We start from the raw sequence: 23,850 nt of genomic DNA on the forward strand, positions 1-23,850 counted from the left end.
ATATGCGTAAACTACTACTTACCCTCCCCTTCCTGCCTTCAACGGCCTTCGCCCAAGCCAAAGCCGGTTGGGGCAATGTCGGACAGGAAGAAGAGAAAGGTTTTTCCTGGACGGATCCCCTTTGGCCCGATTTTTGGATGGCATGGACGCCGGCCACACTGGCCGTGTTTGTTGGCATCTTCTCAGCTATTGCTTTGATCGGCGTCCTCGAAGCCACCAAGTACCGCGACGGGATCGAACGGCGCGGCGTTCTGGGCCTGACGACCACACTGGGCGATCGTCTGTTCATCACCCTATTGGGATCGGCCTACATCTTTCTTGCCTGGCTGGGGTTCGTGGGACAGCCCGTCTGGACACCGCTGTTCCTGTCAATCGGCTGGGGTATTTTCGTCTTCTGGAAAGTTTGAGCTTTGCGAAACAGCGAAAGGATGCTTGTCTGTCAGGCATACTAAAAAATGCGACACGAAAGACCGATGCGAAAGAAAAAAACAACAAACCTGCTGACCGAAGTAGAGCTCGAGTTCATGAATGAGCTTTGGGCACTTGGTCAGGGCTCGGTCCGTGACGTGCTTGATCGTCTGCCTGCTGAACGCAATCTCGCTTATACATCCGGCGCTACCATCCTGCGTATTCTCGACGAAAAAGGCTTTGTCGAAAGCCGCAAGGACGGAAAGACGCTGATCTATACGCCGCTTCTGGAGAAAGACAGGTATCAGGCCCGGTCGTTGCAGAACCTGTCACGAACTTTGTTCGACGACACACCTGCCACACTTGTCGCGCGTCTGGTGGACGACGCCGGCCTTAGCGAAGCCGATCTAGAGGAAATTCGGGCATTGGTAGAAAGGAGACTGCAAAATGACGGCGGTTAAACCGGTTCTCGATGCCTATCTCGAACTGAACCTTGTACTTGTTCTGGCAGCATTTGTTTGGTTGGCGGTCAGAGCTGCCCTTGCAAAGACGCCTTTGCAACATGGGTTTGTAATCCAGCTTCGTGCGCTAAAGGCGCTGTGCCTGTGCGTTGTTCTCAGTCCTGTGCTTGCCCTTGGCGTTTTCGCACTGGCCGCTCAGACATCGGCCCGCGGTGTTGTCGCGATCGGGGATATCGCTGTCGCCGCTTATCTGCGAGGCGATATTGCCATGCCAGCCACTCAGTTTGAGGCGTTGCTCAACACACGTCAGCGCTGGGGCGATCTGGTCTTCTCGGGCGAGTATCCGGTTGTTTCTGCTGTGCTTGTCCTTCTTGCAATCATATCGGTGGGGTACGCGGTTCGGATTGCGTATGACGCTTTGGCGATACGCAACACGATCAACAGCAGCTATCTATGGCGGCGTTCTGCCAAGGTAGATATCCGGCTATCTGATCGCATCGCCGTACCTTTTGCGGTGCGCGGTCTGCGCCGACGCCATGTAGTCTTGCCCAGCCATCTTCTTGATACCCCGCGCGAATTGCGCTTTGCGCTGGCACATGAGTTGCAGCACGTGCGCGCCGGAGATGTTGAGTGGGAACTGGGTTTTGAATTGATGCGCCCGCTCCTGTTCTGGAACCCGGCCTATGTTGTTTTGAAATACCAGTTTGACCGGCTCCGCGAACTTGCTTGCGACCAATCCGTTGTTGCCCGCAGGGGTATCAATGCGCGTGACTATACAACCTGTCTATTGGACTATTGCGCCAGAACCGTTGTTCAAGGAAGCCCACGCGTCTTGAACGTAGCCTTGGTAACGGGAGGCAAGGCAAAACGAGTGCTGCGTCAACGGGTAATCGCCTTGGCCGAAGCACCCTCGGTTCAATCTTCCATGCCGCTTCTGTTTCTCGGCCTGACAATCGCGTTTGCGATGGTGCTTGGATTGGCCGCAGCCTCGGTGCGTCAGGCAGATGATTGGAGCCACGACCGCATCATGCTGTCCACTGTGGTGAACCTTGAAAGGTTGGAAGCGCGCAGCAGTCAGTCCGACTGACCTTGCCTACCAACCGCGCCGTCCAAATAGGGCCTGAAGCCGTTTTTGTCCCGAAAACGGATCAACTGGCTGAGGTTCCTTCAATCGCGACACGACGCGGCGGACTAAAACGATACAGATCGCCGCGAATATGACGCCCCCCAGTGCCTGCCCGATCAAAACGCCGGGCGCGCCTGCGATATAGGCACCAGCCACGGCGAATGGCCAGGTTCCCAAAGTGTGTCGCCCCCAGTTGACCCAGGTCGAATACACGGGGTGACCCAAATTGTTAAAGCTGGCATTGGAGACGAAAATCACCCCATTGAAGAATGACGCAAGCGCCAGAGGCCCGCAGAAAAGATAGATCAAGACCCGCGTTTCCCCCTGCGCGCGGAACAAGTCCGCGATAGGTGCGCGTAGGAAATACAGCGTTGCAGCCATGAGGCAGACATAGACGGCCGTAAACTTGACCCCGGACCAAAAGGTTTCTTTTACGCGGTCGTGTTGTCCGGCTCCGAAATTCTGCCCTACGATCGGCCCGATTGCCCCTGACAGGGCAAAGATGACCGAGAATGCAACAGGTATCAGCCGTCCGATCACGGCCATACCAGCAACGGCATCTGTGCCGAATTGGGCGATTTCACGGATGACGATTGCATTTCCCACCGGGGTTGCCACATTCGTCAAAACAGCAGGCACAGCAATTGCCCGTACCGAGCGGAAATCGCCAAGAACCTGTTGAATCGACGGGCGCGCAAACGCGCGGTGCACACGCACGGCGGGCCTGATCGCAGCGATCAACATGCAAAGGCGTGCGATCACTGACGCAATGGCCGCACCGTCCAGACCGAGCCCCACAGCGAAAATCAGGATCGGGTCCAGGACAGCGTTTGTGATCCCACCATAAATCGTCGCCATCATCGAACGCCGGGCGTCCCCGTTCGCGCGCAGAACGGCCATGCCAGCCATCGCCATGGCCATGACCCACATGGTCGGCAAAATGATCGACACGTAGCGCGCCGCCAGACGCAGCACCTCACCTTCTGCCCCCAAGGCAGACAGAAGAAAGCGTATGTTAATCATCACGATGGCGGACACGATTAAACCAAACAATATGCCCAAAATAGCAACACTGGTCGCGAACTGCCTTGCACGTTCGGGCCGCCCAGCACCCAGTTCTCGCGCCACCAACGCACCTGCGGCGATCGAAAGACCGACATTAACGGAATTCGTAAAAAACAGCAGAGTGCCCGCGTATCCCACGGCCGCGGCCAGCGCGTCATTACCCAGCATCGAAATGAAAACCATATCCACGAAGTCGACGGCAAATATTGCCATCAACCCGATACTAGTGGTCAGCGACATCCGTGTGACGTGCCGCATCAGGCTGCCTGTCAGAAAAACAGCCTTGCCCGACGATCCCGATTTCATGTGCTCGATGTCCCCCCAGCTTGCGACAGCAATTTGCCAGCGGACACCGCGACTGCGCAACCGTTTATTGGGGCCATCCGGTCTTTTGCGGTCTGCGGTACCCTAGGCGGTTGGATCAGCCAAATGCTCGGCCAGACGTAGTGAAAGCTGAACAATCGTGAAGGTCGGGTTTGCATGCCCACTGGTTGGGAAAACCCCTGACCCCGCAACATAAAGGTTGGGCGCACCATGCACCTTGCAATTGGCGTCGACCACGCCGGTTTCAGATGTCAAAGACATACGCGCGCCGCCCATATGGTGACTGGAATAGTCAAGCGGCAACTGTTCCAGCGGCTCACGATTCCAAAGGGACGGATCGACGCGCATTCGACCAAGCCCGCTGCGGATCAGGAACTTGGCAGCTTCGGCTGTAGAACCGCGCAGGGTTTCGATATCTCTCTCGGTCAACCGCAGGTCCAGCCCGACGATGCCCAAGCCAAACCTGTCCCGATTTTCGGTCAGCACAATTCGGCTTGCGGGATTGGGTTGCTGTTCCCCCATCACAAAGGACGTCCCGGTAAAGAAGTAGTCCTCTTCGAATTGCAGGCTCTTGATAAACTCGGCGTCGCCGATTGCTTTTTCTCTGATCGGCAGAGGGTTGAGACGTTGCAGCCGCACAGCAGAATTCAGCCATCCATTCTTGAGCATGTAATCGTGACTGGGGCTCAGCAAAAGTTCAGGCCGGGACCGGCGCAACAGGCGTTCAAGCTCCCACGTGGGTGAGTGCGAATAGAGCCGCTTGGTAATAAAGTAGGTGTCGTTGTCGATAATCGGGTGTTCCATGAAACACCGCCCGACCATATCGTTCTGGTTGCCAAAGCGATTTTCGTGACCCGCATTCAGATGCAGCAACATGCGGCTGGTTTCGATGCCGCCCAATGCCAACACAAACCGGTCGGCCGTGGCCACGCCCTGCCCATCTTCATAATTGCGAACCTGCGCCTGGGTTATACGGCCTGTATCACCATCGACCGCAAACCCCACGACATTGGCGTTCAGGACCAGATCAATATTCGGAGTGTTCTTCAATCTGTCTTGAAAAGAGACACCAAAACGAACGGGGTCTTCATTTCGAACATCATGAAACTGGCGGTCGGAACTGAAACGCTGTTCAACGACCTCCAGATTTCCAAGGTCATCAACGGGCTTTCGAATATCCGCGCTGAAGCGACCGGTTTGCAGAAGGTTTGCCGCCTCTACCTGATAGGGCACCAGATCTTCAAAGCGGATTGGCCAGCCACTTAGCGGAACATCATCGCGCGGCAGGAAATCAGAACGGTCCAACAATAGGCACACCCCGCCCCAATGACCCGTGCTTCCACCCAAGGCCCGAAGGCGCGGGGCGGACAGGGGGTAGTATTCCAACCCCAGATTTTCCCCCTCGTACAGGTCCTGAGATTCCCAGGTCACTTCCCAATCGCCAGCTTCAAGCAAAAGAACACGTTTCCCGGATTCTGCCAGTTTGAAGGCAAGCGTCATTCCTGCAGGCCCGGCACCCACGATGCAGCAATCGTAGCGGTCATCCAATGCGGGAATGTCGCCTCGTGCGTCGAGGATCATGACACCTCTCCACCGTCGAGATCGCTTTCGTCCAGCAACCAGCCATCGACTAGGACAGGTTTGGGGTCTGCAACAGGTGGAAGAGGGTTGTCCTTAATCCGCAGGAAACCAACCCGTGTGATCGGCGGTATCAAAACAATAGCGGCCAGCACACCAAAAACGTGCCGCCGCTTAACAGTTCGTTTCTGTGAAGCCATCGGTAACCACAATACTCTTACAAACAACAAATACGCGAACGGCCAAAACCAGCCAGAGCAACAGTAAGCTCGGTAATTATACTTTTTTTGAGTGGGTTTTGGCAAAACCTAAAAATTTACCTCGATTTAGGACGGCCTTTGCGAAAATCAGGCGGGAAACGGCACGCGCGAAACTAAAGCGAAGTCGCAGTTAAGGCGGCGATTTATACTCAGGCCGACCAATATGCGGGTGAGTGAACGACCCTTTGGATGGGCGCTCGCGGGATCAAAAGATTGTTTTGACCTTGGGTGGTGAAATTATCCGCCTTCTCCAGGCTCAAAGTGACCTATATTATGAGTGGCGAAAGCAAGAAATGCGGGAAAAGTCGTTGTTGTTGAAGAAATGGGCTCAAGGTTTGGCTGTCGCGAGTGTCGCGCTATCACTTCATGCGAGTGGTGCGTCGGCTGGTGTTTCGGTTGACTGGGCGGACCTGCCCGACCCGATCGCCCAAGTCTTTGAAGACCCCTACAGCGACCTGAGCCCCGAAGAATTCGATGATGTGCTGTTTGTCGTCCGACTGCGCGGCAGGCTACAGCAGGATAGCGGAACCAGAGAAGAACGTCAGAACTGGCAAGAGATGCTGGACGAAACCGAAGCTGCCTTGGCCGCAGGCGGCATCGACATCGACTGGTTGCTTGACCAGCGTCACGTCGTCATGGAGCGTCGGGAAAAAGCGGCGAACGCGGGAAATCCGGTATTTGATGGCAAAAACATAACCGTTGCGGGATTTGCAATCCCGGCACCGCCCGACGCAGAAGGTCGCCAGATTGCGTATCTGGTCCCCCAACGGGGAATGTGCAGCCACATGCCCCCTCCTCCGCCGAACCAGATGATCCGGGTCAGGCTGAACAGTGATTGGACACCTGCCTATTTTCACGAACCTGTCCGTTTGACGGGTCAGTTGAACATTGATCCGACCGACCACCAGATGGTTGTCGTGGACGGTCTTATGCCAATGCGAGCGACGTTCATGCTGGATGCTGATCGCGTTGAAATACTGGAAAGCCGCGAGGATCGTTTAGAGTGGAGCGACAGCGCGGCCGACAAACTCCGCGCGGCTGGCCGTCGCAAGACCGGTGGGCAGACGACGCCTGACTAGGTCCGGGGGTAAGGTTTTTGCTTTATCGCAACCCAGATACAGACTTTTGCACTGAAACGATAAGCGCATCGCGTTTTCTGGAAAGTTCAGCAGGCGTCTGCCCCTGTGACGCCGCCTGAACACCCTCGGTCATTTGCCATTTCACATCATCCGTCAAATGGACCTGACCCAGATCATCCCACCATCCGTTGAACGTGTCTGAGAAGTGGTCGCAGAACGCTTCCAGACCACCCTCTCCTGCCCCGAGGTTGAACAACATGGTCGGTCCCATTGCCGCCCATCTCAGGCCCGGTCCAGCCCAGACCGCCTTATCGACATCCTCAACCGACGCAACGCCAGAGACAACAAGGTGAATGGCCTCGCGCCAGAGTGCAGCCTGCAGCCGGTTGGCCACATGCCCCGGCACCTCTTTGTTCACTCGGATCGTCGTTTTGCCGAGGCTTTCGTAAAAACCCTGTGCAGCTTGGACAACGCCCGAAGCTGTCTTGTCGTTTCCCTGCACTTCAACCAGCGGAATCAAATGCGGCGGGTTGAATGGGTGCCCCAAGACAAAGCGTGAGGGGTCCGCCCATCCGGTTTGCATCTGTCCCAGCGTCAAGCCGGAGGCAGAGCTTGCGACGATTGCATCCTGCTCTAACGCAGGTTCGATCAAGTGGAAGGTTGCGTGCTTGATGTCGAGCCGCTCAGGTACATTTTCCTGCACAAAACCAGCACCTTCCACGGCCTGCGTCGCACGGTGACAAAAGGTGATCGTGTCCGGGTTTCCGTTTCGAACAAGACCAAGTTCCTCCATAGACGGCCAGACGTCAGCGATATAGCTGCGCACCTTTCCTTCAGCTTGCGGATCAGGGTCGAACATCGAAACGGACCGTCCCGATGCCAGGAACAATGCGGCCCAACTTGCGCCAATAACACCGCCGCCAAGACAGGCCGTATGCTGGATATCCATCAAAACAATCCCGGATTTAGAGGCGAAGCCGCTGTCATGCCACCGTCCACAGTGAACAACTGACCGGTCGCGAAACCTGCCTCGTCCGAAGCCAGCCAGACCGCCATGTTTGCAATATCCTGTGGCTTGCCGAACCTTCGAACAGCGTGCCGCGCCAGCGCGTCGCGACGCGCAGCGTCGGGGTCATTCGCCAGATCAAACCCGGCGTCCAACATCCCTGTTTCAATCCAGCCGGGGCAAATCGCATTGCAGCGCAGCCTCGGTCCGTGATCGACCGCGATTGATCGGGTGAGCCCATGCACAAAGGCCTTGGATGCGTTGTACAAGGCCATCGAGGGATCCGCGACCATTCCTGATATCGAACCGATGTTGATGATCGAGCCGCCCTCTGCCATTCGGGGGATAATCGCGCGGCAGAGGTTGAATACGCCTTTACAATTCGTTCCAACCACCGCGTCCCAATCTGCTTCCGAGCTGTCGACCACATTCTTTTCAACCTGCACGCCTGCGTTGTTCACAAGGATGCTCAGGTCTTTGATCGAGGTTGCCAATTCGTCCACGGCTGAAGCGTCTGTGACATCAAGCGATATCCAGACGATGTCGCCCTTCAACCCGTCCGGTCTTGGCCCACGGCCGCATGTCGTCACTGACGCGCCTTCGCGTGCGAAAGCGTCAACAATTCCGCGGCCAATTCCCTGCCGCCCACCAGTCACGAATGCTGTTTTTCCTGCTAACCGCATCACTGCACGACCCTCATACGTTTAACCAATGTGCAGGTTTGCTGCGCATCGACGGACCTATCGCGGCCCGATCCCGCTTCACCGATGCTTCCACGGCATGAGTGAGTAGCGTGCTCATAGCTTCATCTGCTGAACCTGCGCGCTCAGCCCTCCGTCCAGAACCCAAAGTTGTCCACTGGCGTAGCGTGCCTCGTCCGAGGCCAGCCAGTTGACCAGATTGGCGATATCTTCGGGCGTTCCGTAAGTGCGCATGGGGTGCACGTCCCGAACGGCCTGTTGCAACTGGTCGATGGACTGACCGCCCCCGCCAGAGCCTTCGCCTGCAAAGAAACTTTGCAGCATCGGCGTATCAACATAACCCGGGCAAATGGCGTTGACACGAATTCCCTCGGGTCCGTGATCGCAGGCCATCGCCTTTGTCAGCGCATGTACGGCCCCCTTGGTTGCGCAATATGCGGCAAGACCGGGATCGGCAATAAATCCGTCATAACTGCCGAAATTGATGATCGAAGCGGTTGTCCCTTGTGCCGCCTCTCGCAACAGCGGCAGCGCGTGTTTGGCAGTTAGGAAAGTTCCTGTCACATTCACAGCGAACGAAAGGTTCCACTCCTCCAGCGTCGTTTGCTCGATGGTCTTTTCGATCTCGATTCCAGCCGCATTTACAAGCACATCAAGCTGCCCCGCTTCGCGCCCGACTTGCGCCATTGCTGCAACCGCGTCGGCCTCTTGCGTGACGTCCAGTTTAACGAAGATGCTGCCATCGTCATCGTGGGCAGCAAGCGACCCCTCTGGCGTTAAGTCTGCGGCATAGACCCGCGCACCCTCCCGCAGGAACCGGGCCACGATCGCCCGCCCGATTCCACCGCGCCCGCCTGTGACCAGTGCAGTTTTCCCCTTCAGCATCATTCAGAGTTCTCCTTCAACGGCGGATACCGGTACCGTTTTGCGGCCACTGTCCAGTCCATGTGATTGCGCACGTATTCCTGCGAGGCATCGCGTGGCGGATTGTAATCCCACGTCTCGCCTGCTCCTGCCTCCATCGCCGCATGAAGGGCACGGCGAGATTTCTGCGTGGCGATCACATCGGCGCGCAGGCTCTCGCTGTCCCAACGCTCTACGACCTCTGCAGCAAATTGCTTGGCAACAGACGCATAAGCAGGATCAGCGGCCAGATTGGTCTTTTCGTGCGGTTCCAACGCCAGATCATAAAGCTGCGGTGGATCCGGGTCGCAATGAATGTATTTCAACGCCCCTCTGCGGATCATGAAAACCGGGTATGGTGTCATCTCGGCGCAGTACTCGCCAATGGCTTCGTCCACCGGGTCATACTCTCCACGCGCAAGGGGCAATAACGAACGGCCGTCTATGGGCTCTCCGAAGATATCTGCCGTACCACCCGCGAAATCGACAAAGGTTGGTAGCAGATCGACCAGAGAACAGGCGTTGCCAGCCACACCTTGAACCACACCCGGCCCGGCCATGATCAACGGCACGCGGGCCGAGTGTTCAAAGAAGTTCATCTTATACCACAGGCCACGTTCCCCCAACATGTCGCCGTGATCCGCTGTGACGACAACCAGCGTATTGTCCAGTTCACCAATATCCTTCAGCGCACGCACCATTGCCCCGACCTTGCTGTCGAAATAGCTGACATTCGCCAGATACGCTCGGCGCGCCCTTTGAATTTCTTCTTGGGTCAGAGGGATATAGCTTGCCTCGATCCCATCCATTACGCGGCGCGAGAACGGGTCCTGCTCGTCCGGAGCAAGCGTAAAATCCGGCATCGGCACATCTGAAGCGGAATACAAATTCCACCACTCTGGCTTTGCGACATAGGGGTCATGCGGATGTATGAAACTGGCCAACAGACAAAAGGGCGCGTCATCCCCGCCTGCTCGCTCTCGCCCGCGGTCAATCAGCCAGCGGCGGGCTGCGAACTCAACCTCGTCGTCGTAATCCGTCTGGAAGGTGGCTATTGCCTCGCCACTTTCCTTTACGGTCTGCATGTTGTGATACCACTTGTCGATCCGCTCGTCCGGTGCTTCCCAGTCCGGCGTCCAGGCAAAATCGGCCGGGTAGATGTCGGTCGTGACCCGATCCTGAAAGCCGTGCTTCTGGTCCGGTCCGACAAAATGCATTTTTCCAGACAGACACGTCCTGTATCCCAGCGACATAAGGTAATGCGCAAACGTCGGGACCGAGGCGCGAAACTCGCTGGCGTTATCATAGGCCGCGATCCGGCTGATCAGTTGCCCGGACATGAAGGCAAAACGCGACGGAGCACACAGCGGTGAGTTGCAATAGGCCGCATCAAACCGCATCCCGCGCTGCGCCAGCGCATCAATATGCGGGGTTTTCACCGTTGGATGCCCGTAGGCTCCGCAAAAATGGGGTGCCAACTGATCAGCCATGATCACAACAATGTTGGGCTTGTTCACGGCGCGGCCTTCGCGTAAGCATCCAGCACCAAACCGTGAAAGTGGTGAACGGCATGTTCCGACTTGCCCGATCCGCTGGGGTCGTGAACGATACGACCCTGCGTGAAGGCCGGAGTGCTCATCCCACGCTGGACGCTTTCAACGATATCGATGTCTTCGCGTTGCAGAACCTCATCCAGATAGCGGATCGCCTCTAGCTCGGCCTCGTCAGGCTCGGGTGTTTCCAAATAGAAATCATAAGTCTCCAGCGTCCGGTCCGGGCCCACCGGAATGATATTCAGCACGATCATGGACGACCGCCCCGGATACCGCATCAGGCAGGTCGTGGGCCACAGCCACCAAACCGCATGCGTTCGCACGGTTGCGTTGGACACGTCATACGCGGTGTTGCTGTTTTTACCGGCTTCGGCCATGTGGCTGGAGTAAATGCCGTAGGTTGTCACCTTGTAGGTGTCCATATCGACCAGATCGCAGAAATCCTTGTGGGCCGTTGGGCAGTGGTAACATTCCAGAAAATTGTCGACGACATTCTTCCAGTTCGACTTGATGTCATAGGTCAGCCGGTGCCCAAAGGTTAGGTCTTCGATATCCGGTGCCCAGTGGCGTATCTCGGTCTGCAAGTCGCCCGAAACTTCGGTCAGCGGACGCGCGTCGTTGTCGAGGTTCACAAACACGAAGCCTGCGAATTCCTCGACCTGAACCTGATCCAGACAGATGTCCGACGTGTTAAACCCCGTCAGGTTTTCGGTTTCCGGCGCACGGACAAGCTGTCCGTCCAGCTTGTAAACCCACGCATGGTACGGGCACATGATCCGAGTGGTCTCGCCCTCGCCAGACAACAGGTGATGCGCGCGATGCTTGCACACGTTGTAGAATGCGCGAAGCGTCCCCTCGCGGTCGCGGACAACGGCAATCGGGCGGTTCGCAATCTCAACTGTCACAAAAGACCCCGGCGCCCGTAGTTTTTCGACATGGCACACCCATTGCCATGTCTTAGCAAGGATTTCGTTCAGGTCCACTTGGTGCCATGCCGGATCAACATAGGCTTCTGCCTTCAAGGAACTGGTGTTCAAAGGATCAGGGCTGAAGCCATCTGAAATTCGCGCAAACTGGGTTTTCGAGGGAAGCTCGCTCATCGGTCACTCCGCTTATTTTGGCCATGTCTTGACTGGGTGTTGGATAGTAGAAGTTATTTTCTGCCGAAAAACTCTAATATTCTAAACTTTTCTGGCCACAAAATTGATATTTCAAGACATCAACCGATGCCCGATCACCCCGCCTGAGGCTTGCGATGCATAGGCCAGGCGCGAAACTCAAAGGGAACGCGGCCTTCGATCCGATCCTGACTGGGGGGCAGCCCAAACCTTTGCTTGTACGACCGGCTGAAATGCACTTGGCTGGCAAATCCCGAAGCCATCGCAACTTCGGCGATCGGCATGTCCGTTTGGGTGACCAGCCCACGCGCGCGGTCCAGACGAATGTCCCTATAATACAAGGCAGGTGTTTTCTTTATGTAGGTTGAGAATAACCGGTCAAGCTGACGCTGCGAAAGGCCCGCCGCCCTGCTGATTTCTGGAACCGGTAGGGGCTCTTCAAGGTTGGCTTCCATCACCTGAATCGCCGTTCTCAGCTTGGCCGGGACAGTCGTCCCCAATGGCTCGTTTGTCTTCGGTTGCTGCATGTCCGACGGACCGCGCAATCTGTCATGGAAAACGTACCGCGCCGCAGCGTTCGCCAAGGCGCTGCCATGGATGCCCTGCAGAACTTGCAGCCCCAAATCAACCGCGGCAGTTCCCCCGCAACAGGTAATACGGTTGCCATCCAGCACAAACAGGTTTTCGACCACCTCAACGTCCGGAAACAACTCCTGAAAAGCGTCGATATGCTCATAATGCACTGTTGCCTTCTTTCCGCTTAACAACCCCGCCTGCGCCAGAATGAAGGCACCCGTATCCAGCGCCCCCAATGTCGCGCCATTGCGCGCCCACTGTCGCAGAGCTTTTGCGATATGTGCTGTCACGTGTTTTTCCGGCGTCCAACTGGACGAGATGATGACAATGTCATAGCCCTTGGTTGCGACTTGATCCAACGCCACCGTGTCGATCCCGCCGCCGTTACTGGAAACACAGTAACCACCTGTTTCCGAGGCAAATTCCCACTTGAAATACGGCTTTCCATCCAAGTAGTTGGCGGCCCGAAAAGGATCAATGAAACCCATTGTTGCAGCCAAATTGAAACTTGGCGTTACAACAACCAGCAACCGAGTTTCCGTCCCTTGAGACTTTGCCATATGACCACCTCTTGCAAGCAGGGCTCAGACCACCAGAAGAAAGGTTTTGGCTGGCTCGCGCAAGAGACACGCCAATGCAGCAAGGTCAGCGGCTTTGGCCTTGTTCGCTACGAGGCGCACAGGTCGGCTTCGTCCGTGGCAACGGTTTGGGTAGGCTCGGCAAGCCGCTAACTAAACCGTCGACAAAGTGCCGCGTGGGTCGCGGAGAAGCCTCATCAAGCGGCGTCGGGCTTTCTTGAAAACGCGCGACTTGCGCCCCTTTTCCCGTCAACAATCGGGAATTCTACGAAAAACTCAGTCCCCACACCTACGGTACTGTAATAGTCGATCGTTCCGCCGAACTGTTCCACGATTTCCTTGGAAATGTTCATCCCAAGCCCGGTGCCTCCGGCGTGGCGCTCATCGGACGAGTCAATTTGAGAGAAGCGATCAAAGACCTTGTCCCGGCTACCTTCGGGAATGCCCACACCTTGGTCTTTCACGAACAACCGCACCCGTGGTCCGATCTTCTTGAACCCGACTGTCACAGTTCCGCCCTCGAACGAAAACTTGGCCGCGTTAGAGATCATGTTGGTCAGAACCTGAATAAGGCGGGATGCATCGCCCTTGATCAACAGGTCCTGCTGTTCAGGTGCGTCCTCGACAAGTTCCACGTCATGCGCGCTGGCAAAGCCAAGGTTGCAGGCAATCGCCTCTTGAACCAGCGGGGCGACCTCAATCATCGTCTGGCGCATGACCATTTCGCCGGCTTCCATCTTTTGAATGTCCAGAACGTCGTTAATAAGGGACGCCAAACGCTCGCTGTTTTTGCTCGCCAAGGCGATCAGGTTTTGCATGTTTTCCGGCACCTCGCCCATGACCCCGGAGTTTATCAGGTCCAGCGAGCCTTTTATCGAGGTCAGAGGAGTTCTCAATTCATGGCTCACAGTCGAGATGAACTGAGTTTTTGCGATGTAAGCTGCCTTGGTGCGCTCATGTTCCTCTTTCAGTTTTTCAAGCTGTTCGAGGTTTTTGCGGTAGAGCTTGAGAAAGACCAACGAGCAGTCGATCAAAAAGTACATCACGAAAACGACTGTGAAGAAGTGCAGCCACAAATCCGAAGACAAGTCAGGTTGTTCAACCCAGATATCCCGAACCACGATGACCATGAACGAAACACCGTACATGGCCAGTCGCACGATCATCGCCCACACAAACTGGTGGTTGTTCATCGCGGCAAACAGGGCAGCGGCAAAAAGGAAAAACAAAGGGGTGAAGTGGCCGCCGGTAGGCTGCTCAAGCGCCACCGAAACAGCGTACAAGCATATCGCGGTGGAACTGAGGATTGTATTCAACAAAATCCAGGCGACCATCACCGCGATTGCGCCGCGTTCATCCGGGTTTAGGCGCGCAACCCGTTTTGCCAGGTACAGGTCCTGCGCTTCGCAGATCAGGATTGTTCCATAAAACAGCAGGGCGTTGAGAGGGTCGAAGAAAAAGCCCGTAAGTATCGTGGTCGCCAGAAAAATCGCTTGCCGCTGCCACAGCAGCGCAAAGCTCATGGCGGTATAGTCTTTGATATTTTGCAGCAGCTTGTCGTCGGGCTCACCCGAGTCCCGAACCTGTTGCGATGCGTCGATTGCCGTCATCCCGGTGTCTTCATTACTTTGCCTCTCAGGATGTCTGTACCGGCACAATGAGGACGTAGTTGGTCGGAATTTAGTTCACAGTTTGGCAATACTCCCGAGCCTTATTAAGAATTGTCCCGCCTAGATGAACGTTGCACAATTGCATACGTCTTGAATTGTTTCCCCCAAATAGGCCAATCAATCTCGTCTAAGATCACTAACTCATTGCTTTTTTGAACTTTCTCCACGTAAATATTCCCAATAACCGGCGAAAAGCGAAAAGGGACCGCGTTTTGACCACAATTGGGAAACGTCAGATGGAACAGTTCGACGTGACGCCGGTTTCAGCGAAGCTCGCTGAAAAGCCGGTAACGTTGCTTCAGTTCGCGCGATCCGCTGGTCGGAACATGTTAGAAGTCATTCCGGCCGAAACGCTTCGTCAGACCTATGTGCGTGGGCCTCTGAACATCCACTACATTTGCGACCCGGAAATGGTCACCGAACTGCTTGTCGGAGGCGGCCGTTATTTCCCAAAGGCAAAGTTCACAAAGGACATTATCGGATCCGCGGTCGGCAACGGCCTGATCCTGTCGGAAGGCGAAAAGTGGCGCAAACAAAGACACCGTTATTCTCCGCTTTTTGCAGCCAGAAACCTGCCTGTTTTGTCCCGCCACTTTGCCGAGACCGGGTATGAAGTTGCCGAGTCTCTTGCCGAAAACGAGGGTCCGGTCGACGTTTCGCAGATCGCGCCCGCTTCTACGCTGACAAACATTTCACGGGTCATCTTCTCGGGGAACGAAGAAGTCAGCTCCGAGCAAATTCGCGTCGGGCTTATCGCCTATTTCAACTATATTTCAGACCTGTCCTTGTTCGATTTGATGGGGCTTCCGAAATGGCTTCCTCGCAAGAAATGGCTTAGCAGTAAGGCTCCGGTCACGGACATGCGCGATCTGGCCCGGCATGTTATTGAACTGCGCCGGTCGGAAAACCGCGAAGAACCAGAAGACTTTCTCGACCTGATGATTGATGCGTTGAAGGAAGACTTTGAGGATGCCGAGACAACCGTCGACAACCTGCTGACCTTTGTTGTCGCTGGCCACGAAACCTCGGCCAATGCCTTGGCGTGGGGATACTACCTGCTGGCACTGAACCCAGAGATGCAAACCCGTATCCGGCACGAAATTCGGACAGTATGTCCCGAAGGCAAGCTTGAGTTTTCTCATCTGGAGCATTTGCCGCTGCTTCGGGCCCACATCAAGGAAACCCTGCGCCTTTACCCATCTGCGGCCTTCTTCGCCCGTGACGCCTCCGAGGCCATTCAGGTCAAAGATGTCAAAATTGAAGAAGGGGATGCGCTTTTCTTCCCAGTTTATTCGCTGCATCGGAATGAAGTGTTGTGGGAAGATCCCGCGCAATACCGCCCCGAGCGATTTATGGGAACTCCACCACCCCGCGGCCAGTATATTCCATTCGGAGCCGGACCCAGAATTTGCATTGGCGCGCAGTACGCTGAAACCGAGATCATGATTTTGATGGCTTCAGTCCTGAGGCGGATACATTTTTCGCTGTCAGATGTCGAAATGCCGGAACCTGTTCTCACATTTACAATGCGGACCAGCGGTCCATTGATCTTGAACGCGGAAGAAGTCCCCGCAGGGTCCTGATGGAAACAAGGGTGGCGAGACTATTTACCCGCCAGATAGGATTCGTTTCCGTACATCTCGCGCAAAACCGTGTCGAAAAGTCTTTTCTGAGATTTTTCTTTGCGCCCTACTCGGACTTCGCATCTTTGTTGGGGCTCGACTTCGGTCCCCTTTCGAAGAGCCTTTTCGCGACCGTCAACATTTTCGATAGCATTATTCATTGCAGCAAACGCACCTGTCTTGGAAATTGAACGCATTGAAACCGGCGGGCTCATCACAGCCCTCATATAGCCAGAGGCACCCCGTCGACCGAGTGTGTCACTGAAAACATGATTGAGTTGGTCTTCCTTGGGCAGCCCGGCCGCCCGATCCCGCCCATGAACAACCACAAGGAAGGCGCCGCCTCCCCTGTAGGAAAACACGGCCTCAGAGTTCCCGGTTGTCAGTTCGATACTACGGCCCAGATCGGCCATCGCGCGCCGGAAGCCTCCGAAATCGTTCAGATCAAAGCGGAACTCTGCATCCTGAAGTTTGATAGCGGTCACCCAGGATTCAAAAAGACGGCCTCTTGAAAGTTGTTCGATATAGTTGTCGAACTCGACATATTTCAAGCAGCGTTCAAGCCCATCTATGGTAAGCGGGTCCTCGAAGCTGAATTGCTGATTATGGTCCAGTTCTTCGCGGAGATTTTTCACCGACGCAGATGTCCTGCGCGCCTTGATCCTCTCCTGCATCAACAAGTGGGCCGCGTGCATTCGACTGCGCAGCTCAAAGAAATCAAAAGGCTTGCTGACATAGTCAAACGCACCCTGCAAAAACGCGTCTTCCACGTATTTGCGGCCACTCATTGCGGTCAGCATGATGGCCGGGGTTTCCGCGTGTTCCGGGATTTGTCGAATGCGGCGCAACAATTCGATGCCGTTTGTTTCGGGCATCTGAATATCAAGCAGGAAACAATCAAACGGTGTCTCAGACGACTCTATGGCCTGCAACGCTTCGCTGGCTGAACCCGCGACCGAGATTTCATAGTTTTCGAATTCAGCCAGTGCCGCCTGCAGCAACTCCAAAATGCTCGGCTCGTCGTCGACGGCAAGCACTCTTAGTGTTCTTTTCTGCAGCGCGCGGGTTTCCAGCTTACGCTGGAATTGTTCTTTTCCCGGGTTCGTATGTTTCATGACTGGTGAACCGCATTGGACCTCATTAACGCCCTTAGCCTAGGCAGTGAGTGGGACGAAACAGCGGCAAAAAGCCCGGAAAAGCCCCTAAATGTTGTTCATTTCTTGACGTTATTTTGTCGGGCAACGGGCGGATTTCGACAATGCCGTGCCCCGATCGTATTTTTTACAAGTCAAATCAAATAGTTAATTCAAGTCCAAAACGCGCTTCTGCGCGCGCATGCCAAACGGCTTGACCTTACTGCGTATTCTATCAGATCCGGGCGCCGTCGAAAAGCGCCAGAATTCACTCTTGTTATCGAGAAATCGCGGCGGATCAGTCTGAATCGTTCTTAATATTAAACAGCACGGATTGGCTGTAGCTTCCCTCGATCGCAAACTTGGCACCAACGGGTGCGGCCCCTACGCCCAAACGCCGCGACCAACGCGCCCAGATGGACGGCACAATTCCCAGTATCCGTGATGCACCGCCTTTTTCGGCGTTCACCGTCATCTGATAAAACAGTTCGTGCTGTACGGCCATCCTGCGTGCTGACGGAACACTGTCAGCGATGAAGAAGCGCGACGCCTCCCAAACTTTCGGATTTACCGGAGCCTCAAAAAACAGAACGTCTGTAGGCATTCCCGGAAGGATGCCTTTCTGCGCGTCCCGCAGCATATAAGTGTACATGCCACAGCGCGCCGAAGTCGGCAGCAACCGCACCCCGCCAATCACCTCGCCAAATTCGTGCAGGATCACCCAGCGGCAGGCTGGGGTATCGTATTGATCGAACTCCATCCCATCGACTTCGCCGATCTGCCACTTCAGCCGGTCTATGAAGATTGCCTTTCGGGTCTCAAGGTACTTTGCAAGCAGAGTGCCGTGCTCGTGCATATTGCGGAAGTTCAACGTGGTTGCACGAATGCTGCCGAGCTTGCTTTGACGCTCGGACAATCCACGCTTGATCGCGAACATCTTCTGCCGCGCCGAGACTTTCGGCCCAGCCGGAATATCATTGGCAGGTTCAAGGTCCGGCAGAAGTTGCGACGCCGGGTATGCCTGCTCGTACCTGAGTAGTCGGTCCATATTTTACTCTTAATTTTGCCACACTTATGCCAAGAAGCTGAACGGCAAGTCTATATATTAGTGGCGCTCTCCTTATGATTGTATGGCATGTGTGACCAAATCTCCTCCCATACCTTGGGTTGAGCAAACGCAAGATACCTATATGTATATTTGCTTGACCATTTTACGCTCTAGGCATGAGCTTTAAGGGCATGATCATTCTCGCAAGAGGTTGACTTACCTCCGCTTTTCTTTGCGGTCGCCAAACTCAGCCAGAATTTCAGGAAACATTAAGGAACGCGTAATAGTCGCGGGCTACAACTGAGCATCGTACACAACTTGGAATGCCTGGTTTTGGTACGGTCAAGTCTACCAATAGCGCCCTACGGCCTATTTCACCCGTGCCAAGATGCAACGCGAAAAAATGTAAGGTGGGACACATGCGCGCCCTTCAAGTGTCAATGTTTTGCCGCTTTTGTCCGACAGGCTGACCAAACCTAAATAATCCACTCGCCAACCGATCTTTGCCTGACGTCTGCAATGCCCAAAGGTCGGTTCGGTGGCAAAACCTGGTGAATAGTTATGCGGATACTTGCTGTAGACGACGACCCAAGCATTCTGGAGCTGCTAATCTGCGTTCTGGGAGCGTTCGGCTACGAAGATGTTGTGACGGCAAACAGCGGTCACGAAGCAATTCGAATTTTGTCAGAAACCGATCAGCCGTTCGACTGCCTGCTGCTTGACGTGCAAATGCCCGAGATGAATGGCATTACGTTGTGCGAAGAAGCGCGCAAGTTGCCCGATTACAAGTTTACGCCGATCATCATGGTAACTGCCATGGTGCAAAAGCAGTATATCGACGAGGCTTTCGAGGTTGGCGCAACAGATTATGTGACCAAACCCTTCGAGTTTGCCGATCTGAAGCAACGGCTTTCTGATGCATACAGGCTGGCGGCGGAACGACGCGCAGCGATCGAAGTGATGGAAGCCGATGTTTACGCGAATAACGACTCGGAAGTTAATCCAAATTTCAGCCTGACCGACCCGCTCTATTTTGGAGATCTGACAGGTTGCATTGGATTGGCCGAGTTCGAAAACTACGTTGTTCAACTGGCGACAATGCACTCCAGAACCTCCAAGATCGTGGCCGTAAAAGTCGCAGATGTAGAAGAGATTTTTGCGTCAAGCCCGTCCAGCGAATTCCGGGAATTCCTGGCTTCGGCAGGATCGTCGCTTTTGTCCGTCACACAGGAAGGGCGCAACTTTGCGACCTATTGGGGCAACGGGGTATTCCTGCTTATCCATGACAAGAAAAAGGGTATGGGCGCTCAACAATTGACGCACCGACTGTCCCAGATTCCGGCAGGTGAACTTGCAGGTGTGCATTCACCGACCAACTTCTCGTTCCATGTTGGAGACGACGTTTCTTTGCTGGCCCACTCCAAGATGGAGGCGCTGTTCCTGATCGACAAAGCCGTGGAATTGGCCGATATTCCGCAAGGCCCGATTGCACGGTTCGGCTAAGCCTAATACACGATCTGAAATTAGGTGCGTTCGGGACAACTGAGCGCACCTTTTTTGTTCGCGGGATACGCCGCAGTTGCGCGGTTCTGGTTTCACCCCTCCTACCGGCGCGCCCAAACAAAAATTCATTCGGATATATTAGAAAAATAGAATATCCTTAGGAGACGGCTGAATCGCCTGTCTTTTTTCGACTTTTTTACTGGGGAGATTTCGATGGTCAGACTGCGTTCGTGTTTGGTGGCTTTAATTTCGCTGCCCACCATTACTTTTGCTGACGCTGTTCCAAGCAAGCAAGCCGCCGAAGGCACGTTTGCGGAACGCCCCTTTTCACCTTACGCCAATCGCACGTTCCCCGAGCGCCCCTTGTGGGGGGATACGCACCTTCACACCGGGCTGTCACTGGATGCTGGCGCATTCGGGAATACCTTGCTGCCCGACGAAGCCTGGCGGTTTGCAAAAGGTGAACAAGTCATTTCATCCACAGGCCAGCCCGTTCGGTTGGCGCGGCCCCTGGATTGGATGGTTCTGACGGATCATACCGATCTGATGGGGTTTGCACCTGACCTGCAAGCCGGGAAACCCGGTGTTCTGTCCGATCCGAAAGGACTGGAGTGGTACGAGGGGTACAAGGCAGGTGGCGAGAACGCGGCCAAGGCTGCTTTTGACATCATTACGAATTTTTCGCAGATGACCCTGCCGGAAATCCTGCTTGAATCCTACAGCCCCGGCGCGGATGCCTTTGCGTTCACCTGGGAACAGATCGTTTTGGCGGCCGAACGTCATAATGATCCGGGCAAGTTCACTGCGTTCATCGGCTTTGAATGGACCTCGGTTCCGAAAGGGTTCAACCTGCACCGGAACGTCATGCTGCGCGATGGTCCAATTCGTGCGCTGCAAATGGTTCCACCGGTCACGCAGCCGCCCTATGGGGATACCGATCCCAAGGCCTTGTACGCCTGGCTGGAAGAGTATCAGGAAAAAACCGGTGGGCGGGCCGTTGCCTTTGCCCATAACGGAAACCTGTCCAATGGCTGGATGTTCCCGACCGAAGACACCTACCACGGCGGAAAAGTGGACGAAGAGTATGTTCAAAACCGCGCAAAGTGGGAGCCGCATTACGAAGTCACGCAAATCAAGGGCGACGGCGAGGCTCACCCCTATCTCAGCCCCGATGATCCGTTTGCCGATTACGAAAACTGGGATGTTGGCAATCTGGATATCACCGAACTCAAGACCGAGGACATGCTGGCCGGTGAATACGCGCGCGAGGCGTTGAAACGCGGCTTGGCGCTTGAGGAAAAGTTCGGAGTGAACCCCTACAAATTCGGCATGGGCGGCGCCACGGACAGCCACACCTCACTGGCGACCGCGGAAGAGGAAAACTACTTTGGCAAGTCGGTAAGTGCTGAACCTTCGGCAACGCGCGTTCTGCATCCCTTTGTGGAAAGTGAACTGGGCGCATTCGAAGGACACACGCTTGTCGCGTCCGGGTACACTGCGGTTTGGGCGTCCGATAACACTCGTGCGGCGATCTTTGACGCCTTCAAACGCCGGGAGACCTATGCCACGACCGGGCCGCGCATCGGCCTGCGCTTTTTCGGTGGCTGGGATTTTCAGGACGACGACCTACTGACGCGGCTGGTCGCGGATGTCGGTTATACCAAAGGAGTGCCCATGGGCAGCGACTTGCGCCCGCGTGAGGGCGATGGCGCGCCATCTTTCCTGATTGGCGCTCTGCGCGACCCCATTGGCGCAAATCTGGACCGGGTACAGGTCGTAAAGGGCTGGCTGGATGCTGAAGGTGAGCTTCAGGAGAAAGTGTTCAATGTCGCCTGGTCCGGCGATCGCGCATTGGATTCGAATGGCCAGTTGCCTGAGGTTGGCAATACAGTCGATCTCGATACCGCAAGCTGGAGCAATACGATCGGGACATCTGAACTTCTGACCGTGTGGACCGACCCCGAGTTCGATCCGAGCCAAAGAGCATTCTACTATGTTCGAGTGTTGGAAATCCCGACACCGCGCTGGGTTCTGTATGACAAATTGCGCTTTGGCATTGATTTGCCAGAAGAAGCCCAGTTGGTTCATCAGGAACGCGCTTATTCCTCGCCAATATGGTACACCCCCAGCGAGTGATGCGCGGGCTTAAGTCGTCAACTAATCAACACTATTAAGTCACCGGAAAAAGAGCCGCTGGTCAGTAATGACCACGGCCCTCCGCTTCCGAGAAAGAGCCCATGCGTGTATTGAAGGACCCCTTGCTCCACTTCCTCTTGATCGGGTGCGGAATATTTGGATGGTTCTTCCTTGTTGCCCCGGACGGTGAAGTTGCCCCTCCAGCAGAAACGATAATTGTCGACCAGGATGATGTGGATTTGCTGGTTGCACGTTTTACCGACAGTTGGAAACGGCCACCGACGGACACCGAACGACAGGCGTTGATTGAAGCTCTGATCCGTGAAGAAGTCCTTGTTCGCGAAGCGCGCAAACTTGGGTTAGACCGTGGCGATCAGGTAATCCGGGCGCGGCTGGCGCAGAAGATGGATTTTCTGACAGATGCAATCGCGTCCTCGGTAGAGCCGGAAACCGACGTTCTGCAAGCGTACCTGGAGCAGAACGCGGAACGCTTCACCACACCTCGGTTAATTGCATTTGATCAGGTGTTTCTGGGTGAAGCGCCGACGCCTGCTGACATGGACTCCGCGCTAGCAAGGCTAAGAGCCGGCGAAGACTGGACCGGCGTCGGGGCGCGCACACTGCTGCCGTTGTCCCTGCCTTTATCTGCCGCACGCTCAGTCGATGCGGCGTTCGGATACGGGTTCTCTGGCGCCGTAAACCAATTGAAGCTCGGTGAGTGGGAAGGCCCCATTCAGTCGGGTTATGGTCTTCATCTGGTTCGGATCACCGACACGCAACCCTCCAAATTGCCCGAACTGGAGGATATCCATGATGCGGTTTTGCTTGAATGGCGGCGGGACACGGGTGAAGAATTGGCGCAGGCCCAGTTCGAGGATTTGGCCGCAACCTATCAGGTCGTCACTCCGGAAACCGAAAAGGCGCAAGAATGAAGGCTGCGCTGTTTGTGTTGTTGACCGTTTGGGTCGCACTTTCGGGGGCGCCGGCGCAGGCACATGCGCTGGACCCGGGCTATCTGGAGCTGAGGCAATTGGCTCAGAACACTTGGCAAGTGTTGTGGCGAAAACCTGATGTGACAGGCCGCCCCATGACGATTGATGCGGTTTTGCCAGAGTCCTGCTCGCCCGCGCGAGGCCCTGAACCCACATCAGACGGCGTTGCATGGATATCGATTTGGGTCGCTGAATGCGAAACCGGCCTTGGGGGAAATTCAGTTAAAATTGATGGGCTGGAAACACAAAGAAATGACGTGCTTTTGCGGCTTCAACCCATTGATGCACCGACAACAACTCTCAGGTTCACGCCTGACACTGTAGAACTGGAAATTCCCCGACAACCTACGACGTTGGCCGTCTTCACAAGCTATTTTCGCCTTGGTTTCGAACACATTCTGGAAGGTTGGGATCACCTGCTATTCGTTTTTGCCCTGTTCCTTCTGGTGCGTGACAAGTGGCGTCTGGTCGGCGCGGTGACAGCGTTTACAGTTGCCCATTCGATCACTTTGGCTTTGGCAACTCTGGGCGTGCTGAACGTCCCCGGCCCGCCTGTGGAAGCAGTAATCGCCCTGTCGATCGTTTTCCTCGCGCTGGAAATCCTGCGCCGAAAGGACGGGCAATTGCGGTTGTCGGAACAGTACCCGTGGATCGTATGCTTTTGCTTCGGGCTGCTGCACGGCTTGGGCTTTGCCGGGGCATTGGCCGAAATCGGCATCCCCCCTCAGGACGTTTTCGCCGCCTTGCTTTCTTTCAATCTGGGTGTTGAAGCTGGTCAGCTTTTGTTTATTGCGACCCTGTCAGCGGTTCTGATGGCATGGCATTTCATGACACCCTCTGGATCGGGGCGGCTTGCGACTTATTCCATGCCGATCGCAGGCTACGCGATCGGGTGCGTGTCGATATATTGGTTGGTTGAACGTGTTAGCGGGTTTTGATGCTAAGGTGGATACAATGAATCGGTTAACGAAGAACCGATAATACTTGATCTGAAAGACGCACCGCGAACC

21 protein-coding genes are annotated in these 23,850 nt (G+C 55.2%); 9 read left to right on the forward strand and 12 right to left on the reverse strand.

Annotated features, from left to right (window positions below; genetic code table 11):
* The first annotated feature begins 2 nt into the window (after nt 1-2).
* The 3 genes from ACT2B1_RS12560 (at nt 3) to ACT2B1_RS12570 (ending at nt 1,956) form a co-directional block, all read left to right on the forward strand.
* Nucleotides 3-407, forward strand: coding sequence for a DUF2160 domain-containing protein (locus ACT2B1_RS12560; protein WP_171210516.1), 405 nt, complete (start codon nt 3-5; stop codon nt 405-407).
* A 66-nt stretch (nt 408-473) separates the two neighbouring features.
* Entirely contained in the window at nt 474-869 is a 396-nt protein-coding gene (locus ACT2B1_RS12565) for a BlaI/MecI/CopY family transcriptional regulator (protein WP_171120934.1), read from the forward strand.
* Nucleotides 856-1,956 carry a M56 family metallopeptidase gene (locus ACT2B1_RS12570; protein WP_481667853.1) on the forward strand — a complete coding sequence of 367 codons (1,101 nt, stop codon included), beginning with the start codon at nt 856-858 and terminating at the stop codon, nt 1,954-1,956. Before ACT2B1_RS12565 ends, ACT2B1_RS12570 begins: the two co-directional genes overlap by 14 nt.
* A gap of 6 nt (nt 1,957-1,962) precedes the next feature.
* Here ACT2B1_RS12570 and ACT2B1_RS12575 read toward each other — a convergent pair whose 3' ends face one another.
* The 3 genes from ACT2B1_RS12575 to ACT2B1_RS12585 all read right to left on the reverse strand — a co-directional run bounded on the left by ACT2B1_RS12575 (nt 1,963) and on the right by ACT2B1_RS12585 (nt 5,162).
* Nucleotides 1,963-3,366 (reverse strand): MATE family efflux transporter, encoded by a 1,404-nt coding sequence (locus tag ACT2B1_RS12575; protein ID WP_254449143.1) that lies wholly within the window; start codon nt 3,364-3,366, stop codon nt 1,963-1,965.
* Between the two features lie 102 nt (nt 3,367-3,468).
* Nucleotides 3,469-4,965: a GMC oxidoreductase gene (locus ACT2B1_RS12580; protein WP_481667854.1), complete on the reverse strand. Its 1,497-nt coding sequence runs from the start codon at nt 4,963-4,965 to the stop codon at nt 3,469-3,471.
* On the reverse strand, nt 4,962-5,162 hold the full coding sequence (locus tag ACT2B1_RS12585) for a hypothetical protein (protein WP_171120929.1): 201 nt from the start codon (nt 5,160-5,162) through the stop codon (nt 4,962-4,964). The genes ACT2B1_RS12580 and ACT2B1_RS12585 overlap by 4 nt, the downstream gene beginning before the upstream one ends.
* A gap of 368 nt (nt 5,163-5,530) precedes the next feature.
* Here ACT2B1_RS12585 and ACT2B1_RS12590 point away from each other — a divergent pair, with 368 nt between their 5' ends.
* Nucleotides 5,531-6,301: a DUF3299 domain-containing protein gene (locus ACT2B1_RS12590; RefSeq protein WP_481667855.1), complete on the forward strand. Its 771-nt coding sequence runs from the start codon at nt 5,531-5,533 to the stop codon at nt 6,299-6,301.
* Nucleotides 6,302-6,323: 22 nt separating this feature from the next.
* On the opposite strand, the gene ACT2B1_RS12595 is transcribed toward ACT2B1_RS12590, so the two are convergent.
* The 7 genes from ACT2B1_RS12595 to ACT2B1_RS12625 all read right to left on the reverse strand — a co-directional run bounded on the left by ACT2B1_RS12595 (nt 6,324) and on the right by ACT2B1_RS12625 (nt 14,346).
* Nucleotides 6,324-7,250 carry a 3-hydroxyacyl-CoA dehydrogenase NAD-binding domain-containing protein gene (locus ACT2B1_RS12595; protein WP_171239518.1) on the reverse strand — a complete coding sequence of 309 codons (927 nt, stop codon included), beginning with the start codon at nt 7,248-7,250 and terminating at the stop codon, nt 6,324-6,326.
* Complete coding sequence (locus ACT2B1_RS12600) at nt 7,250-7,990, reverse strand: SDR family NAD(P)-dependent oxidoreductase (RefSeq protein ID WP_171239519.1); 741 nt, start codon at nt 7,988-7,990, stop codon at nt 7,250-7,252. Before ACT2B1_RS12600 ends, ACT2B1_RS12595 begins: the two co-directional genes overlap by 1 nt.
* A 114-nt stretch (nt 7,991-8,104) precedes the next feature.
* Complete coding sequence (locus ACT2B1_RS12605; RefSeq protein WP_171120926.1) at nt 8,105-8,896, reverse strand: SDR family NAD(P)-dependent oxidoreductase; 792 nt, start codon at nt 8,894-8,896, stop codon at nt 8,105-8,107.
* Nucleotides 8,893-10,428 carry a choline-sulfatase gene (gene betC, locus ACT2B1_RS12610; RefSeq protein ID WP_481667856.1) on the reverse strand — a complete coding sequence of 512 codons (1,536 nt, stop codon included), beginning with the start codon at nt 10,426-10,428 and terminating at the stop codon, nt 8,893-8,895. The genes ACT2B1_RS12605 and betC overlap by 4 nt, the downstream gene beginning before the upstream one ends.
* Nucleotides 10,425-11,564 carry an aromatic ring-hydroxylating oxygenase subunit alpha gene (locus ACT2B1_RS12615; protein WP_171120922.1) on the reverse strand — a complete coding sequence of 380 codons (1,140 nt, stop codon included), beginning with the start codon at nt 11,562-11,564 and terminating at the stop codon, nt 10,425-10,427. Before ACT2B1_RS12615 ends, betC begins: the two co-directional genes overlap by 4 nt.
* 134 nt (nt 11,565-11,698) lie before the next feature.
* Nucleotides 11,699-12,718: a GlxA family transcriptional regulator gene (locus ACT2B1_RS12620; RefSeq protein WP_481667857.1), complete on the reverse strand. Its 1,020-nt coding sequence runs from the start codon at nt 12,716-12,718 to the stop codon at nt 11,699-11,701.
* A 215-nt stretch (nt 12,719-12,933) separates the two neighbouring features.
* Entirely contained in the window at nt 12,934-14,346 is a 1,413-nt protein-coding gene (locus ACT2B1_RS12625; protein ID WP_171120918.1) for a sensor histidine kinase, read from the reverse strand.
* Nucleotides 14,347-14,642: 296 nt separating this feature from the next.
* Here ACT2B1_RS12625 and ACT2B1_RS12630 point away from each other — a divergent pair, with 296 nt between their 5' ends.
* Nucleotides 14,643-15,989, forward strand: coding sequence for a cytochrome P450 (locus ACT2B1_RS12630; RefSeq protein ID WP_481667858.1), 1,347 nt, complete (start codon nt 14,643-14,645; stop codon nt 15,987-15,989).
* Between the two features lie 20 nt (nt 15,990-16,009).
* On the opposite strand, the gene ACT2B1_RS12635 is transcribed toward ACT2B1_RS12630, so the two are convergent.
* On the reverse strand, nt 16,010-17,143 hold the full coding sequence (locus ACT2B1_RS12635; protein WP_481667859.1) for a response regulator: 1,134 nt from the start codon (nt 17,141-17,143) through the stop codon (nt 16,010-16,012).
* A 316-nt stretch (nt 17,144-17,459) separates the two neighbouring features.
* A complete protein-coding gene (locus ACT2B1_RS12640; RefSeq protein ID WP_481667860.1) occupies nt 17,460-18,209 on the reverse strand; it encodes an acyl-homoserine-lactone synthase in 750 nt (249 codons plus the stop codon).
* Between the two features lie 561 nt (nt 18,210-18,770).
* On the opposite strand from ACT2B1_RS12640, the gene ACT2B1_RS12645 reads away from it, so the two are divergent.
* The 4 genes from ACT2B1_RS12645 (at nt 18,771) to ACT2B1_RS12660 (ending at nt 23,778) form a co-directional block, all read left to right on the forward strand.
* Nucleotides 18,771-19,712 carry a response regulator gene (locus tag ACT2B1_RS12645; protein ID WP_171120912.1) on the forward strand — a complete coding sequence of 314 codons (942 nt, stop codon included), beginning with the start codon at nt 18,771-18,773 and terminating at the stop codon, nt 19,710-19,712.
* A gap of 213 nt (nt 19,713-19,925) precedes the next feature.
* Entirely contained in the window at nt 19,926-21,848 is a 1,923-nt protein-coding gene (locus ACT2B1_RS12650) for a DUF3604 domain-containing protein (RefSeq protein ID WP_481667861.1), read from the forward strand.
* Between the two features lie 101 nt (nt 21,849-21,949).
* Entirely contained in the window at nt 21,950-22,780 is an 831-nt protein-coding gene (locus ACT2B1_RS12655; protein WP_171239524.1) for a peptidylprolyl isomerase, read from the forward strand.
* Nucleotides 22,777-23,778, forward strand: a complete 1,002-nt coding sequence (locus tag ACT2B1_RS12660) for a HupE/UreJ family protein (protein ID WP_171239525.1) — start codon at nt 22,777-22,779, stop codon at nt 23,776-23,778. Before ACT2B1_RS12655 ends, ACT2B1_RS12660 begins: the two co-directional genes overlap by 4 nt.
* Nucleotides 23,779-23,850 lie beyond the last annotated feature (72 nt).

It is taken from the genome of Ruegeria sp. S263, assembly GCF_056780525.1.